Origin of the sequence: Alloalcanivorax xenomutans, from assembly GCF_032810065.1 — a bacterium.
GTDB classification, from domain to species: Bacteria; Pseudomonadota; Gammaproteobacteria; order Pseudomonadales; family Alcanivoracaceae; genus Alloalcanivorax; species Alloalcanivorax xenomutans.
The window spans coordinates 549,484-566,175 of sequence record NZ_CP136538.1 but is presented as its reverse complement, the minus strand read 5'-3'; the positions used below and the strand labels follow the sequence as shown (position 1 = coordinate 566,175).

The 16,692-nt window shown below is 61.9% G+C and carries 14 protein-coding genes; 6 read left to right on the top strand and 8 right to left on the bottom strand.

The features are described 5' to 3' along the window. Position 1: 1 nt before the first annotated feature. The 5 genes from RYH70_RS02755 to RYH70_RS02735 form a co-directional block, all read right to left on the bottom strand. Positions 2-544 (bottom strand): hypothetical protein, encoded by a 543-nt coding sequence (locus tag RYH70_RS02755; RefSeq protein WP_317009751.1) that lies wholly within the window; start codon positions 542-544, stop codon positions 2-4. 28 nt (positions 545-572) lie between these two features. Continuing rightward, complete coding sequence (locus RYH70_RS02750) at positions 573-1,163, bottom strand: SMI1/KNR4 family protein (protein WP_317009750.1); 591 nt, start codon at positions 1,161-1,163, stop codon at positions 573-575. Between the two features lie 353 nt (positions 1,164-1,516). Continuing rightward, positions 1,517-3,184 carry a flavin-containing monooxygenase gene (locus RYH70_RS02745; protein ID WP_284455082.1) on the bottom strand — a complete coding sequence of 556 codons (1,668 nt, stop codon included), beginning with the start codon at positions 3,182-3,184 and terminating at the stop codon, positions 1,517-1,519. A gap of 52 nt (positions 3,185-3,236) precedes the next feature. Next, entirely contained in the window at positions 3,237-4,166 is a 930-nt protein-coding gene (locus RYH70_RS02740; RefSeq protein WP_022994348.1) for a reductase, read from the bottom strand. Positions 4,167-4,195: 29 nt separating this feature from the next. Then, positions 4,196-5,041, bottom strand: coding sequence for an SDR family NAD(P)-dependent oxidoreductase (locus RYH70_RS02735; protein WP_035450518.1), 846 nt, complete (start codon positions 5,039-5,041; stop codon positions 4,196-4,198). Between the two features lie 119 nt (positions 5,042-5,160). On the opposite strand from RYH70_RS02735, the gene RYH70_RS02730 reads away from it, so the two are divergent. Continuing rightward, complete coding sequence (locus RYH70_RS02730) at positions 5,161-5,772, top strand: TetR/AcrR family transcriptional regulator (RefSeq protein WP_022994346.1); 612 nt, start codon at positions 5,161-5,163, stop codon at positions 5,770-5,772. 103 nt (positions 5,773-5,875) lie between these two features. Here RYH70_RS02730 and RYH70_RS02725 read toward each other — a convergent pair whose 3' ends face one another. After that, positions 5,876-6,325 carry a DUF2147 domain-containing protein gene (locus RYH70_RS02725; RefSeq protein WP_022994345.1) on the bottom strand — a complete coding sequence of 150 codons (450 nt, stop codon included), beginning with the start codon at positions 6,323-6,325 and terminating at the stop codon, positions 5,876-5,878. 96 nt (positions 6,326-6,421) lie between these two features. Next, a complete protein-coding gene (locus RYH70_RS02720) occupies positions 6,422-7,510 on the bottom strand; it encodes an aminotransferase class V-fold PLP-dependent enzyme (protein WP_026948500.1) in 1,089 nt (362 codons plus the stop codon). Between the two features lie 243 nt (positions 7,511-7,753). Here RYH70_RS02720 and RYH70_RS02715 point away from each other — a divergent pair, with 243 nt between their 5' ends. After that, positions 7,754-8,683 (top strand): 2-hydroxyacid dehydrogenase, encoded by a 930-nt coding sequence (locus tag RYH70_RS02715; protein ID WP_317009749.1) that lies wholly within the window; start codon positions 7,754-7,756, stop codon positions 8,681-8,683. A 90-nt stretch (positions 8,684-8,773) separates the two neighbouring features. Here the strand turns inward: RYH70_RS02715 and RYH70_RS02710 are convergent, their stop codons facing one another. Then, positions 8,774-12,070: a carboxyl transferase domain-containing protein gene (locus RYH70_RS02710; protein WP_317009748.1), complete on the bottom strand. Its 3,297-nt coding sequence runs from the start codon at positions 12,068-12,070 to the stop codon at positions 8,774-8,776. Positions 12,071-12,210: 140 nt separating this feature from the next. Here RYH70_RS02710 and RYH70_RS02705 point away from each other — a divergent pair, with 140 nt between their 5' ends. The 4 genes from RYH70_RS02705 to RYH70_RS02690 all read left to right on the top strand — a co-directional run bounded on the left by RYH70_RS02705 (position 12,211) and on the right by RYH70_RS02690 (position 16,659). Continuing rightward, positions 12,211-12,879, top strand: coding sequence for a TetR/AcrR family transcriptional regulator (locus RYH70_RS02705; protein WP_022994341.1), 669 nt, complete (start codon positions 12,211-12,213; stop codon positions 12,877-12,879). An 84-nt stretch (positions 12,880-12,963) separates the two neighbouring features. Then, a complete protein-coding gene (locus tag RYH70_RS02700; protein WP_026948497.1) occupies positions 12,964-13,974 on the top strand; it encodes an ABC transporter ATP-binding protein in 1,011 nt (336 codons plus the stop codon). Then, entirely contained in the window at positions 13,971-15,032 is a 1,062-nt protein-coding gene (locus tag RYH70_RS02695) for an ABC transporter ATP-binding protein (RefSeq protein ID WP_316309378.1), read from the top strand. The genes RYH70_RS02700 and RYH70_RS02695 overlap by 4 nt, the downstream gene beginning before the upstream one ends. A gap of 40 nt (positions 15,033-15,072) precedes the next feature. Next, entirely contained in the window at positions 15,073-16,659 is a 1,587-nt protein-coding gene (locus tag RYH70_RS02690; RefSeq protein WP_233917996.1) for an ABC transporter substrate-binding protein, read from the top strand. Positions 16,660-16,692 lie beyond the last annotated feature (33 nt).

Sequence of the window (16,692 nt, the reverse complement as noted above, 5' to 3'; positions counted from 1 at the left end):
ATCAGGTGAACTGGTCAATGTGCGTTTCCCGCCGGCAATGGTGGCAGCGGAAGAACGAGACTTCCCGCAGGGACTCCGGAGCCCCGTCTCGCCTGAAATCACGACGATAGGCGGTGAGCCCCCGATCCCAGGCTCGGGATTGCTCGTGGCGCTCGATCAAACGCTGATGATTTTCCGCGCAACCGACAAACTCACACCAGTCGCCACAACACAAAGGCCAGTCGAATCCCTTCAGAAACAACGGTATTTCCGGCAACTGCTGAAACTCCCGCCACAGCCGCTCGACATCGGAGAGCTTGTCGGCCACGGCGCGCAAACGGTCATCCATGTCACGAACCACGTTCCCGCCGAGAATACAGTTGGCACATAACTCCGACACTTCCGGCTCCTCCCCGGCCAACGCCGGATCGGCGGCCAGCTTCGGATCAACAATCCGGCCGGAGTATTCGAAGATCGGACGGTCCTCACACTCGCAATGATGGCAGACCGTCCCTTCACAAGGTTCCAGAGCACTGTCCGCAATGTGTTTGAAGCGTTGTCCCATGCCCCACCTTGCAAAGTCAGTTCCTGTATTAATGATTGTCGAAGACCGATACCCAGTCGTTATAATACCGCCCGGCATGGGTCTTCATGAACGGAAAAAGCCAGTCCGCGCATTGATCACAGAGATTGAAACCACGCTCATCGTCGATGATCGGATCATCGACCGGAATTTCCTCCAGCGCATGATGCATCGCCGCGGAGCAGACCAGAAACTGGCCTATGGAGTCAGCAATGGGAACAAAATCCCAGGCGCCGGCACCGTGCATGGCCTGATAGACCGTGCAGTTTGACTCTCGCTCGCTCAGATCGACAATGACCGGGTCGCCGCCTTCGTCGGCGAACAAAAACCAGTCCGGGTGCCAGTCCTCTATCGGTTCATTGATTACCCGGTTGAAGTTATAGCCGTCCATTACCCAGGACAATGACGCTCCGCCATAAAGCGAAAGCGGGTTTCCCACCTTGGTGAAATGCTGGGTCTGCTCAGGGGCGAACTGGTCGATATAGCAACGGAACTCCTCGGGCAATCTCCGCTTCTTTTCCTTTTCCAGGACCTCGCTGTGCGAGCGCGTGGATTCCCCAAGGCCAAACCCTGCTCTGGAAAAGCGGCGAATCAGTTCCATGCTTTCCTAAAGTTCCACCTCAGGCTCCTCTCTGTCCCGCGCCAGTAGCGCCGTGTCTCAAAGAGTACACGCAAACCGTTTATAGCCCTCGAACGATTCGTCGTGCCACAAACCTGGCTACAAGGCCGCTGTAGGAGCTTGTCCGGGCGGCGGGCCGCTGCAAGCGAATTTTTTAGCCGAGAACCCATTCGCTTGCAGGGCAAGCTCCTACAGCGGGTTCGTTGCCCGGGTTGATTCGAAGCGAAGAGTTTCAGAGCTCGTGGAGAGCCGGCGGTCGGTATTCCAGGACACGGAGAAGCACGGTCCTGGAACACCGACCGCCGGCTCTCCCTCCCTGATAAGAGCCCCCCGACTCACGCGCTCCCGGTTTGCGGCACCCGCCGATAGTGCTGATCCACGAACCGGGACATCTGACGGCGGTACTGGCTGGCGAAGCCCGGGTACATGGTGGCGTTATAGCCATCCTCCGTCAGATACCAGCTTTTACACCCGGAGTTCCAGTTGGTCCTGGCCAGCCGCTTTTGCAAATGGCGATTATGACGCTGCTGCACACTCTCGCGCACGTCCAGGATCTTCAGGTCATGATCGAGAATGCGGCGAATGCCCTCCACCGCATAGTCCAGTTGCGCTTCCATATAAACCAGCGCCGAATTATGACCAGGACCGGAGTTGGGCCCGAAGGTAAAGAACAGGTTCGGATAGCCTGCCACACTGACGCTCTTGTAGGCCCGCGCGCCGCCGGACCACTCCTCTCCCAGCTCACGGCCATTGAGACCACGGATCGGGAACGGCGTGCCGCTCTTGGGCACATCAAAGCCGGTGGCGAAGACGATGCAATCGAATTGGTGTTCGATGCCGTCACAGGTGCGGACACCGTTCTCGGCGATGCGGGCAATGGGCCAGGTGATCAGGTCCACGTTGTCCCGTTGCAGGGCAGGATAGTAATCGTTGGAGAGCAAAACCCGTTTACAACCGATGCGGAAATCCGGCGTCAATTGCCGGCGCATCCAGTCGTCCTTCACCTGGCTACGCAGGTGCATCAGGCTGAGCCGCTCCGCCAAACGCGTCAGCGGCGAATTCCAGATCACCGCCAGCGCCATGGTTTCATGCGTCCAGTACAGCGCCTGGCGCATGGCCTTACGGGTCAGTGGCAGCTTCTCGAACAGCGCTTTGTTCCAGTCCGGAGTGGCGTAATCCGGGCGTGGAATCACCCAGGCCGGGGTGCGCTGAAACACTTTCAGGGTACCGGCGGTTTTCGCCAATTCCGGAATGATCTGCACGGCGCTGGCACCGGTGCCAATCACCGCCACCCGCTTGCCGGAGAAATCGTAATCGTGATCCCAGCGGGCACTATGGATGCGCTTGCCTTTAAAGTCTGTCAGGCCCTCGATGTCCGGAAAGCTGGCATTGGAAAGCGGCCCCTGGGCCATGACCACCGCCCGCCCCTGCCAGACATCGCCCTGGCGGGTATCCACACGCCATTGGCCTTTCGTTTCATCGAAGCGCGCATCGGTGACGTCCTGCTGGAAGTGAATCTTGTCACGCAAACCGTACTGTTTCACCAGGTGCTCGATGTAACCCAGGATCTCGTCACTGCCGGAAAAGTGCCGGGACCAATGCGGATTCGGCGCGAAGGAATAGGAATACAAGTGAGAAGGAATATCGCAGGCGGCGCCCGGATAGGTGTTGTCACGCCAGGTGCCGCCCACCTTGTCGGCACGCTCCAACAGCACGAAATCATCCACGCCCGCCTGACGAAGCCGGATCGCCATGCCCAGACCGGCGAAACCAGCGCCCACGATGACCACGGACGCCTCTTTCACCGCATTGCGTTTGCTTTGCGCGTCGCTACGGCGGCTGGATTTGGCGGCCACGGCTTTCTTCCGTGCCGTGGCTTTACGCTTCACCGCGGCTTTTTTCGCAGCTGGCCTGGCTGCCGCCTTGCGGGTGGCGGCCTTTTTCTTTTTCGCCGCTGGAGCCGGCGCGGTGGTGTTCTGATTCTGCTCGTTCTCGTTGCTCATGGCGGTCCGTTCAATGTATCAGACAATCGGATAGTGGATGGCGCATCCGGGCTCAGGCGGTGGGCCGGTAGCTGATGCCCTTGACCCAGGTGGGCACTCGCGAGGGCATGAGCCGCTCCGGAATGTAATCCGTCAACCGGACCATCAGATCCACCGGAGCGTGATAAGCGCGGTTATCGCGGTTCACCACCATGCGGCCGTGGCGGCTGATGATTTGATACCAGGGATTGCGGCGCCCCTGCGCGGTGCGTCCGCCGATGCGCTCGAACTTTTTCATGCAGGCATAGAGCTTCTCTTCGCTCAGCCCCATGGCCACCACGTTGTCACGCATGCGATTCAGCAGCGGCACATAGGACGCGATGCCGAGAATCAGACGTGGATCGAGCACCGTGGCCACGGTTTTCAATGCCTTGATGTAGAGGTCACCGCGCCCCTGCATTTCCAGAACGTGGAAGCCAACCCCCAGATGCCGGGATTCATCGTCGTTGATACGGGCAAACGCCTGGTGACACACCGGATCGTCCACGGTATCCAGCAGGAAGGTGCACAGCGCGCCATCCAGGGCAATCTCCAGCATCGGGATTACCGACCCCAGCACTTCCAGCGGCATGTCATCGCTGTATTTATCCAGCCATTGGATCACCAGCTTCAGGTTCTTGTTGGGTTCCGGCAGCTCATCGCCATCGAGCATGCCCCACCGTTTCATCAGTGCCATTTCCGCATTGGCGTGGCGCTGCTCCTCGGCGTGGAAATAGGTATAGATTTGCTTGAGGGTGTCATCGGGCGCCTTCTTGGCCATAGCGGCGAAACCGCGGGCGCCCACATGTTCGATCCACATCAGGTCGGCCATGAACGCTTTCAGTTTCGGCCACTGTTCTTCGGTGATCAGGTCCGCGCCAGGGGCGTCCCAATCAATGTCCGCCAACGCCCACTGGCTGCTTTTCACCTTGGCCAGCATTTTATCCAGATCGATATTCGCCATTTTGGCTCTCCTGTTACTGAGTGGGCCTGTTACTGAGCCGGGTTGGTTTTGAGGCGTTCGCTGACCAGCCTGCCTAGCAGGCTGGCGCCACGGGTGTAGGTCACCGGCAGGAAGCGTTTGGCACGCCAGATCAGCCGGGCATCAAATTGCGGCATGACATAGAAGCGGCCACGATCGAGGGCTTTCAGAGTCGTGGCCGCCACACTCTCGGCGGATACGCCGGTGAGCGAGATAATCCGGTCCATGAACGGGGTAAGCGCCTGATCGATACGGCCGGCGCTGAAGATGTTGGTTTTCACCACGGTGGGACACAGCGCGGTCACGCGCAGACCGCTGCCGGCGTTTTCCGCCGCCAGGGTTTCCGACAGCGCCAGCACCGCGGCCTTGCTGGTGTTGTAAGCGCCCATGCGCGGCGCGGCGGCGAAGCTGGCGGTGGAACAGACATTGATCACGCCCGCCCGCGGCAGCTCGCGCAGCAACGGTGTGAACACGTGGCAACCGTGGATCACGCCCCACATATTCACATCCAGCACCCACTTCCAGTCCGCCATCGACATATCGCCGATGGCCTTGCCGCCGGCGCCGACGCCGGCGTTGTTGATCACCAGATTGGGAGACTCGCCGAACCAGTCGACGGCCTCGGCGGCAAGGCGTTCCACCGCCGCCAGCTCGGACACGTCGCAGGACACAGCCAGACCGTGGCCACCCGCCCGTTCGATGATCGCCACCGTATCCTCGGCGGCGGCCATATTCAGATCGGCGCAGACCACATGGCCTCCACGCTTGGCCAAAGCCAGCGCGAACGCACGACCAATGCCGCTACCTGCTCCGGTTACCACCGCGCGGGCGCCATGGGACAAATGTTGTTGGGGCATGCCGGCTCCTCGCGACAACGATGACAAATTGACCGTTACATTCAGTAATGGCAAATTAAGCCGACTGTTTGTTCGGATTCAATTCGGATTCCCGCCGCTAACGCCAATGAGGAGCTCAGATGCCACGCACGCCCCGCCAGCCGCGCGCCAAAGCCACCGTCAATGCCATTGTCGAGGCTGGCTTCCTGTCCTTGTCGGAGCACGGGGTGCAGGGCACGACCACGCGCCATATAGCGGATCTGGCGGGAGTAAGCGTTGGCTCACTTTACGAATACTTCGCCAATAAGGAGGAGGTGTTCGAAGCCATGCACCACCATATGGTGGCGGAGGTCGTGGCCATGGTGGAACCGATGACACCGGCGCTGGTGAGGATGGAAATCCGCGACCTGATCAAGGAATTGTTGTTCGGGTTCCGGGATCTGCTGGAAAAAAACCAGGGCCGCTATCTGCGTTACATGAGCTACGCCGCCTACTTCGCGCCCCGCAATCACATGGAGCCGATCCAGCGGCTGCTGATGAACCTGCTATTGCAGTATGTGATTCATCACCCGCAACTGGCGCGTCTGGGCAATCTGCCGGCCATGGGCTATATCATGATCAATGGCGGCGTCTTCACGGTACTGCGCTATCTGAGCGAACCCAATCCCACCATCGGTTTCGAGGAACTGGTCAAGGGGCTGGGCGACATGGTCGCGCACTTCGTGGAAGGGGAATTGAGGAAGGAGGATTAACCGGAGTCCGACGCCGCTGTAGGAGCCAGCCCTGCTGACGAATAGGGTCTGGAGAAAAATTCGCCAACAGGGCTGGCTCCTACAGTTGCTAAAGATCCGGGCACTACTGCAGAAATTCCTTCTGCACATGAGGCGCGCTTTCATCGATGCGCTGCCAGGTCTGGCTGCGGCCAAGCAGGCTGACACCAATGTAACCGCGCACCTTCAGAGTATCCTGATCCTTCAGTTCAGCACTCAGATCGTAGGTTTTTCCGTTATCCGGTGAGTAGACCTTGCCATCGTCCCAACGATCATCGCCGTCGTACTTCAGGCCGGTGACCACATCCACGCCGAGCAGCCGGCGGCCACGCAGTTCTTCATCGGGGTTCTCGTTGTCGTAACGGTGCTCACCGTCCCGGGAACCCACCGCGGTACCCACCCAGGTGTCGCCTTCCGGATGGATATAGACGTAGCCGCCGTCTTCCGTTTCCCAGATACCCTGGATCGCATCGGCGCCGGCGTAGGCATACACACTCATGAGCAGCAAAACACTGCTGGTCAGGACTTTCAGCATATTGGAACCTCCGCACGCGTATACAAAGTGCGAGAAAGGGTATACCAATTACGCCGACTTGTCCTTGCGCGACATCATGATTACCGCATCGGATCGTTAAATGTTGTCCAACGCCTCGGCCAAACGCCGCACCGCCCGGTCCACGTCACCCAGTTTATCCAGGCCGAACAGGCCCACGCGGAAAGTCTTGAATCCGGCCGGTTCATCGCACATCAGCGGTACACCGGCGGCGGTCTGCAACCCCTTGGCAATGAATTTGCTGCCGTTGTGCATCCCGTCGTCCTCGGTGTAGCACACCACCACACCAGGCGCTTCGAATCCCGGCGCCGCCACACTGGCCAGCCCCCGTTCCGCGAACAGCTCCCGTACCCGGCGCCCCAGCTCCCATTGCTTCTCGCGGACCGCTTCAAAGCCGGCGTCCCGGGTTTCCAGCATGGCATCGCGGAATTTGCGCAAGGCGTCGGTGGGCATGGTGGCATGGTAGGCATGACCACCGTTTTCGTAGGCTTCCATGATCCGCCGCCATTTGAGCAGATCCATGGCGAAACTGGTGCTTTGCGTTTGTTCCAGACGTTTGGCCGCCTCTTCACCGAACATCACCAGGGCGCTGCACGGTGAGGAGCTCCAGCCTTTTTGCGGCGCGCTGATCAGGATGTCGACACCGTTGGCGGCCATATCCACCCACAACGTCCCCGAGGCGATGCAGTCCAGGACAAACAGACCCCCATGTTCGTGCACCGCGGCGGCCACGGCTTGCAGGTAGTCATCCGGTAACAGCAGGCCGGCGGCGGTTTCCACGTGAGGAGCGAACACCAGATCCGGCTTTTCGCCGCGAATACGCTCCACCACTTCATCAATGGGGGGCGGGGCGAACGGCGCCTGGGGCTGATCGGACACCATCCGCGCCTTCATCACGATCTCCTCGGCGGGGATCGCGCCCATCTCGAAGATCTGGCTCCAGCGATAGCTGAAAAATCCATTCCGGATCACCAGTACCTTCTTGCCGGTGGCGAATTGACGGGCCACCGACTCCATGCCGTAACTTCCCCCGCCCGGCACCACCGCCACCGAGGCGGCGTTGTAGACCTGCCGCAGGGTCCCGGAAATATCCCGCATTACCGCCTGGAAAGCCTGGGACATATGGTTCAGGGAGCGGTCGGTGAAGACCACGGAATACTCCAGCAAGCCCTCCGGGTCGACCTCGGCTGTCCGCTCTGCTCTCCGTTCTGCTCCCCGTTCTGATATGGGCCGTTCAGACACAAGCTCTCTCCGCTATCGTTATGCAACAGCCCCTCGTTATAGAGCATTCGGCTGGCGGACGGAACCATTGATCCTTTCCCCGGGACCGGTTCGCCCTCGCTGTACCCGATCCCCACTTCCCCTACAATGGAAACTTTCTTGTCCTATTGCCGCCAAAGGGAAACCATCATGACCACTCTGGACATCAAGACCCTTGCCCTGCCCACCTCCTGGCATATGGATACTGTGCAGGATGTGGCGGGACCGCTACGTCTGGTGAAGTGGGATCTGCGTGATGACCCGCCGATACCGGCAGAGGAGATCGACGCGGTGGTGTTTCATCATCCCGCCGGCGAGGCCGGGCTGGCGCGGCTGGGGCAACTCCCCAATCTGAAACTGGTGCAGACTCAATCCACCGGTTATGACGGCTTCGTCGAGGCCGCCGGCGGCGCTACCGTGGCCAACGCCTATGGCCTGCATGCGGAAGCCACCGCCGAACTGGCGTTGGGCCTGATCCTGGCGGGCCAGCGGTCACTCTTTGATTTTGCCGTGGATCAAAAAGCCCATCGCTGGGCGCCGAAACAAACACCGGGACTGGTGGACCGCACCGTGCTGATCATCGGCGCCGGAGGTATCGGCCGCGCCATCGCCGAGCGGCTGCTGCCATTCGGTGTGACGTTGCTGCGGGTGGGACAGAGAGCCCGGGAAGATGATTTGGGCGTCATCCGGGCCAACACCGAACTGCCGGCATTGCTGCCGCAAGCGGACATCGTGGTGCTGATCACCCCGCTTAACGACGCCACTCGCCATCTGGTGAACGCCGATTTTCTGGCACGCCTACCCGATGGCGCACTGGTGGTGAACGTGGCACGAGGCCCGGTGGTGGACACCGATGCCCTGCTGGCGGAACTGCGAAGCGGACGGCTGCGTGCCGCTCTGGATGTGGTGGAGCCGGAGCCCCTGCCCGAAGATCACCCTCTTTGGGACGCGCCAAACACCTTGATCACACCGCACGTGGGCGGCCGCAGCGAGGCACTGAAGCCCCGGCTGTCGGCGTTCCTGCGCGACCAAGTGGGGCGGATCGCGCGGGGTGAGCCCTTATTAAATATAGTAAGTTGAATGTAACGAGCTGAATCCAGCAGGCCAGAAAAACATCGCGGCCCATGGAGTACACCACGGACCGCGATATGGTTTCCTACCCTGCCTTTCTTACCAGGTATCGATCATCGGGCGCCGCTTGCCGGCGATCGGCGCCATGCCTTCCGGCGGTTGCGCGCGCAGGCCGCGCATCACCCAGGCACGGGTATCCACCGGATCGATCACGGCATCGATTTCCAGCGCCGCGGCCATGCTCAGCGCCTGTCCTTTCTCATACAGCTGAGCCACCAGTTTCTCGTACAGCGCCTGGCGTTCTTCCGGCGTTTCCTGAGCATCCAGTTCCTTGCGGTACGCCAGGTTCACCGCCCCCTCCAGCCCCATACCACCGAATTCGCCGGTGGGCCAGGAAGCGCAATAGAAAGGCGCATGGAAGGAACCGCCCGTCATGCCCTGGGCACCCAATCCATACCCCTTGCGCAGCACGATGGAGAACAGCGGCACGGACAGGCTGGCGGCGGTGACGAACATGCGGCAGGTGTGGCGCACGGTGGCGGTCTTTTCTTCCTCCGGACCGACCATGAATCCGGGGGTATCGCACAGGCTCAGCATCGGAATGGAAAAGGCATCGCACAGTTGCATGAAGCGGGACGCCTTGTCCGCCCCCGGCGCGTCGATGGCCCCCCCCAGCACTTTCGGGTCGTTGGCGATCAGCCCCAGCGGACGGCCCTCGATGCGGATAAAGGCGGTGATCATGCCCGGCGCGAAGTCCGGTCGCAGCTCCAGGTAGGAATCGCTGTCCACCAGAGTGCGGATCAGCGAGCGTACGTCATAGGCGTGCAGGCGGTTTTCCGGGATGGCCCGGCGCAACCAGCGCTGATCCTCGCAGTCCCAATTGTCCACCGGCCCCTGAAAGTAGCCCATCAGCTTCTTCGCCAGGGCAGCCCCTTCTTCCTCATCCTTGACCACGCAATCGATCACACCGTTGTGGCGCTGAACCGATACCGGCCCCACTTCCTCGGGGCGGAAAGAGCCGAGGCCACCGCCTTCGATCATCGCCGGGCCGGCCATACCAATGCAGGCGTTCTCGGTGGCGATCATCAGATCACTACAGCCGGCGAACACCGCGTTGCCGGCGAAGCAGCGTCCGGACACCACGGCAATGCGCGGCACCAGACCGCTGAGGCGCGCGTATTGCAGGAAGCTGGGGCCATCCAGACCCGCCACCTTGGTGGCGTTATCGGTATCACCGGGCCGGCCGCCGCCGCCTTCGGCGAAAAAGATCACCGGCAGCCGGTGCTTCTCCGCCACTTCCAGAATACGGTCGGTTTTCTTGTGGTTCATGGTGCCCTGGGTACCGGCCAGCACGGTGTAATCGTAGGCCAGCACCACGCAGCGGCTCTTGCTGTCGTCGAACAGATCGCCGTTCACCGAACCAATGCCGGTGACCATGCCGTCCGCCGGGGTATTCTTGATCAGATCCTCGACACTGCGACGGGCCTTCTGGGCGGCGATGGTCAGCCCGCCGTATTCGATGAAGCTGTCCGCATCACAAATCGCCGCCACGTTCTCGCGGGCGGTACGCTGGCCGGTGCGGCGGCGCTTGGCCACCGCGTCGGGGCGGTTCTCATCCTCCAGCAGTGCCAGCCGCTGTTTCAGCCGTGCCAGGTCCGGGCGGATGTAGTCCAGATCAATGTCCTCTTCCTCGATCCCCTGCTCGCCGCCCACTTCCGCCGGCTCCACGAACAACAGCGGCTCATCCTTGCCAACCGCGTCGCCCACGTCCAACGCGCACAGGCGCACGATGCCGCTCATGGAGGCCACCACCTGGTGCTGCATCTTCATTGCCTCGACGAAGGCCACCGGCTGACCTTCACGCACGGTATCGCCTTCCGCCACCATGTATTCCACCAGCACGCCCTGCATCGGCGTGATCACCGGCTCGGTACCCGCGGGCCCCTGAACCCGCTGAGCGGTGGCGGCCTGCTCCTCGGCACCGCTGCTGAAATGCAGCCGCCGATGTTCGCCATCGCCCACCAGTTCCGCCATATGCTGATCCACGAAGCGGGTGTGCAGCGTATTGCTCACCACTTCATCGCGTTGCAGCAGGTTCTGCAGGAAACCGATGTTGGTTTCCACGCCCTCGATACGGAACTGGCACAAGGCCCGGTAAGCGCGCCCCACGGCGTCCGCATAGTCGGCGCCGCGGCTGTGCACGATCAGCTTCGCCAGCAGGGAATCGTAGTGGGGGCTGGTGCGGTAGCCGCGATAACCGAAGGTATCCACGCGCACGCCGGGGCCGCCCGGCGCTTCGAAGGTGGCCAGCGTGCCGCCACTGGGCTGGGTGTCACCGTTGGCGCTCATGGTTTCCATGTTGATACGCAGCTGGATCGCATACCCCACCGGCGCCGGCTCGCGCCCGGATACCAGCCCCATTTCAGCCAGGGAGCAACCGCCGAACAGGCGCAGTTGCGTCTGCACCAGGTCCACGCCGGTGACTTCCTCGGTGACGGTATGTTCCACCTGCAAGCGCGGGTTCGCTTCGATGAAGGCAAAGTGCGATTCATCCGCGTCAACCAGAAACTCGAAGGTGCCGAGACCGCGATAACCGACCTTGGCGGCGATACGCTGGGCCGCGTCCAGCAGTTGCTGGCGCATGCCTTCCGAAAGGGTGGGGCTCGGCGCGATTTCCAGCAGCTTCTGATTGCGGCGCTGCACGCTGCATTCGCGCTCCCACAAATGCACCGGCTCGGCCCCGCCATCGCCGACGATCTGCACCTCAATGTGACGGGCCCGCGCCACGAAGCGCTCCACATAGACCGCGTCGTTACCGAATGAAGAGGCGGCCTCCGCCTGGCAACGGCGATAGGCTTCGTCGAGGTCGTCATTCGGGCCGACGATGCGCATGCCGCGTCCGCCGCCACCAGCGATGGCCTTGACGATCACCGTGCTCTGCTCGCCCAGTTGCGCCCGGAAAGCCCGGGCCTGTTCCAGCGAGGTAACGCCATTGGTGCCAGGCACCACCGGCACCTCGCATTCCTGCGCCAGTTCCCGGGCCCGGGCTTTGTCCCCCAACAGGGACAGGGTTTCCGATGAGGGGCCGACGAAAATGATGCCGGCCTGCTCGCACAAGGCGGCGAAGGTGGGGCTTTCGCTGAGGAAGCCATAGCCGGGGTGGACCGCGTCGCAGCCGTGTTCCCTGGCCACCCGCAACAGTTGCTCACCATCCAGGTACGCCGCCACGCCACGCCCTTCCAGGGCCACCGCCTGATCCGCCAGGCGTGTATGCAGGGAAGTGGCATCGTCCTCGGGGTACACCGCCACGGTGGCGATATTCAGATCGGCGGCGGCTCGGGCAATGCGTACCGCCACCTCTCCACGGTTGGCAATCAGCAGTCTGGAAATGGTCATGGGGCTGGTCCGTCCTGTTATTCGAATAGGTGCCTACATCAGGGAGCACCGGTCACGGGGTACGACGATAGCGATTTACTTACTTACACGTCAATTAGTATTGACAAGGTTTTTATTTACTTGCAGATTAGGAGGCCAATTTGGACCAGTCGGAGATCGCCCCCGTGGGACGCCCGGAGAAAAAAGCACGACTCGGCCAGCCGCCCATGAAGACACAGATCAAACAGGCGGCCCGGGATCTGTTTATCCAGCGCGGCATCGGTGACGTCAGCTACGGCGATATCGCCGAGGTGGTGAATACCACCCGGGCCAACCTGCACTACCACTTCGGCAACAAGGAAGCGCTGATCGAAGCGGTGTTCCAGGAGACCTTCGACAGCGTCGAGAACACCTTCCAGGAGATCTGGGCCAAGCCCGGCCTGACCCTGGATCAGCGCATAGAACTGACGGCGAAGGACAGCGCGGAGCGCTTTTACCAGTTCAACGATCACGAAAAAGGCCGCCGGCCCTGGAGTCTTTCCGCCCAGGCCCGTTTCACCAGCCAGCATATTTCGCCCAAGGTGCAGACCGGCATTTCCAATATGTCCCGCCGCTTCGAGGACTACGTGACCCATGCGGTGAAGCTGGCCATCGGCAACGGCGAGCTGCGCCACGATGCGCCGGTCCGCACCATCGTTCTGATGATTTCGCCGATATGGAATTTCGGCTCGCTGCTGACCCAACACAGCGGCCTGAAAAAACTGATGGACCACTATGCCGCGGTGCGCACCACCATCAACGCGGCCTATGGCACACCTGACGACGCGTAACCCACGCGCGACAGGGCCCAGCACACATTCAGATAACAACAGGCCCGCGACAACACACCACGCGGGCCAGTGCCGGAGGCAAACATGGCGCAAACATCGGAAGCGCGCACCGACAGTCCGCTGTTGGAAGTGCGTGATCTGAGTATTTCCTTCGCCCGACCCGGTGGCGAAACGTCGATCACTCGCAACGTGTCGTTCGATGTGAACGCCGGCGAACGGGTCGGCGTGGTCGGCGAAAGCGGGTGCGGCAAGACTGTCACGGGCCTTGCCCTGCTCGGCCTGCTGCCGCGACGTACCGCCCGGGTTCGCGGGCGGATTCTGTTTCAGGGCCGGGATTTGCTGACCATGCCGGCGCGGGAGTTCCGACGCCTGCGCGGCCGTGACATCAGCATGATCTTCCAGGAACCGATGAGCGCCCTGGATCCGGTGTTCACGGTCGGCGAGCAACTCACAGAGACCCTGCGCAGCCACGAAAAAGTCAGCCGCGCGGAGGCCCGCGAGCGGGCCATCGCCGCTCTGGAGGAGGTGGGCATTCCTTCTCCCCACACTCGCATCGACGAGTATCCCTATCAGTTTTCCGGCGGCATGCGGCAACGAGTGATGATCGCCATGGCGCTGATCTGCCGGCCGAAGCTGGTCATCGCCGACGAACCCACCACCGCACTGGACGTCACCGTGCAGGCGCAGATCATCGATCTGCTGCGCTCGCTCAGCGACAGCCACGGCACCGCCCTGCTGTTCATCACCCACGATCTTGGCGTGGTGGCGGAAACCTGTTCCCGGCTGCTGACCATGTACGCCGGCGAGGTGGTGGAGAATGCGCCGGTGGACGATGTCCTGCTGCGCCCGGGCCATCCTTATTCTTCTGGCCTGTTGCGCTCCCTGCCCGGACTGAGCGAGCGTGGCAGCCGCCTGCCTTCGATTCCCGGCCGGGTCCCGGCGCCGGATCAGATGCCGGCGGGCTGCCGCTTCCAACAGCGCTGCCCCCATGCCGCGCCTTTATGTGAACAGCATCCGGAGCTGGAGCCGTTCCAGGGCCCCCGCGAAGTACGCTGCTGGCGCAAGGACGAACTGACGCTGACGGGAGCGGTATGAATATGAACGCTTTGGCTTCCAGCCCCATCAACAATCGTGACAACGCCGTCTCGGTGGACGACCTGGTGATTCATTTCCACACTCGCGCCGGTACCGTGAAGGCGGTGGACGGTGTCAGCTTCGATATCCGCCCCGGGGAAACCTTCGGCATCATCGGCGAATCCGGTTCCGGCAAAACCACCCTGGGCCGGGCCCTGGCCGGTTTGCTCAAAGCCACTGACGGCCACATCCGCTATCAGGGCCGGGAACCGGCGGCACTATCCAAGGCCGAGCAGCGCCAGATCCGCCGGGATTATCAGATTATCTTTCAGGACCCGCATGCCGCGCTGAACCCACGCATGACCATTCTGCAATCGGTGATGGAACCGATGGAGATCCTGCGCGACGGCGACGCCCGCCAGCGCCAACGGGTCGCCAAGGAAGCGTTGGAACGGGTGGGCCTGCCAGCGGAAATCGGCAAGCGTTATCCGCACGAACTGTCCGGCGGCCAGAAGCAACGGGTGAACATCGCCCGCACTCTGACCCTGAAGCCCCGCTTCATTGTTTGCGACGAAGTGGTGGCGGCACTGGACGTGTCCATTCGCGGCTCGGTGCTGAACCTGTTCGCCGATCTGCAGAAAGAACTGGGCATCACCTATGCCTTCATTACCCACGATATCTCGGTGGTGTCCCACGTCAGTGATCGCGTTGGCGTGTTGTATCTGGGCCGCTTGATGGAAGTGGGCCCGGCGGCGGCGGTCACCGAAAAACCCATTCACCCCTACACCCAGGCACTGTTGTCGGCGGAGCCTCTGCCACTGCCCAGCGACCAGCGCGACCAACGCCGCGCCATCCGCCTGCAAGGGGAAATTCCCAGTCCGTTGGCGCCGCCTTCCGGGTGCCGCTTCCGCACCCGTTGTCCGGCGGCGCAGTCCCGCTGCGCCGAGCAGGAGCCGGCCTGGCGGGAAGTCGCACCCGAACATTGGGTGGCCTGTCATTTCGCCGACAGTGAAGGCGGTCCGCTGGACCGGGAACAATCGATCTCGTTTGGACGGGAAAGCGCCACCGAAACGGTTTAGCGCGCCCGAATTTGAGCACAACAACAACAGGTAGGGCATCATGAACCATCACGACAACAACGACGACGATCTGATCATCAACGGCGTGCCCATGGGACGCCGGGCTTTTCTCGGTATGCTGTCCGGCGCGGTGGCGGCCGGCACCCTGATGTCGCCCTCATGGAGTTGGGCGCAGGCCGGTGGTGGTGCCACCTTGATGGTAAGCGCACCAGCCAACCCTTCCAGCCTGGACCCCACCACCGGCGGCTCCGGCTCCGATCACGCGTTGCTGTTCCCGCTGTACGACACCTTGATCAATTGGAATCCCTCATCGCTCACGCCGATCCCCGGCCTGGCACAGAAGTGGTCCTTCCCCGATCCCAAAACACTGGTGCTGGAGCTGCGTCCCGGCATGACCTTCCACGACGGCACGCCGGTCAACGCGGAAGCGGTGAAGATCAATCTGGACCGTAGCCGCACCGCCGATTTTTCCAATATCCGCGAGGAGCTCGGTTCGGTGGATCATATCGAGGTCAGCGGTGAGCACGTGGTGACCCTGCATCTGAAGAACCCGGACAGCGCCCTGCCGCTGATTCTTTCCGACCGCGCCGGCATGATGGTCAGCCCCAAGGCCCTGGCGGATAACAATAACCGCGTGGATCGCAACCCGGTGGGTGCCGGTTTCATGCGCTTTGAGAAATGGAACGACGGCAGCGAAGTGGCGATGACCCGCTACGCCGATTACAAGGGCCCCAATAAACCCGAAGTGGCGGCCATCAGCTTCAAGATCATCACCGACAGTGCCACCCGTCTGCGTTCGGTGATGTCCGGTCAGGCCCACGTGGCCTACCATCTGGACGGGCGCCAGAAACAGATGATCGAAAAACTGCCCACCGTACAGGGCTTCGCCGATCCTACTATTTACTGTTACCAGTTCTACCTGAATATGTCGCGCAAGCCGCTGGATGATGTGCGGGTGCGGCAGGCGATCAACTACGCGGTGGATCGCGAAACCTTCATCCGCGCCGCCATGGCCGGCGCCGGTGAGCCCGCGCACATGAACCTGCCGAAAACGCACTGGGCCTACGATCCGGAAACCGCCAAGCTCTACCCCCACGATCCGGACAAAGCCAGGGCTCTTCTCAAGGAAGCCGGCCATGCCGACGGGATCGAGCTGGACCTGCGCGGTTACAACGATCAGTCCTCGGTGCAAATGCAGGAAGTGCTGATGGAGCAATTCTCCAAGGCGGGCATCCGTGGCCGCTTCCGCACCGGCACCATCGCCGATATGTCCGCCGCTTACTTTGGTCAGGAAAAAGCGGGTCATATGCTGCTGTCCGCCTGGACCGGCCGCCCCGATCCCAGCCAGGCCTATGGCCTGCTCTACAGCAGCAACGCTTATTTCAACGCCGGGCGGGTCAAGGCGCCGGACGGGTTCGATCAGGCTCTGCTGGATTCCCGCAGCAGTGATGATCAGCAGAAACGCCAGGAGGCCCTGGCGCGGCTGCAACGCATCGTCATGGAGAACGCCCTGGTGGTACCGCTGGCGTTCCGCCAGAGCATCGTCGCCACCACCGCTCAGGTGCAGGGTTTCAAGAACAACCTGCTGGGCAAACCCAAATTCGACAACGTTTCCCTGAAAGCCTGACGTCCGTGGCGCGCGCCTTGAGGCGCGCGCCCG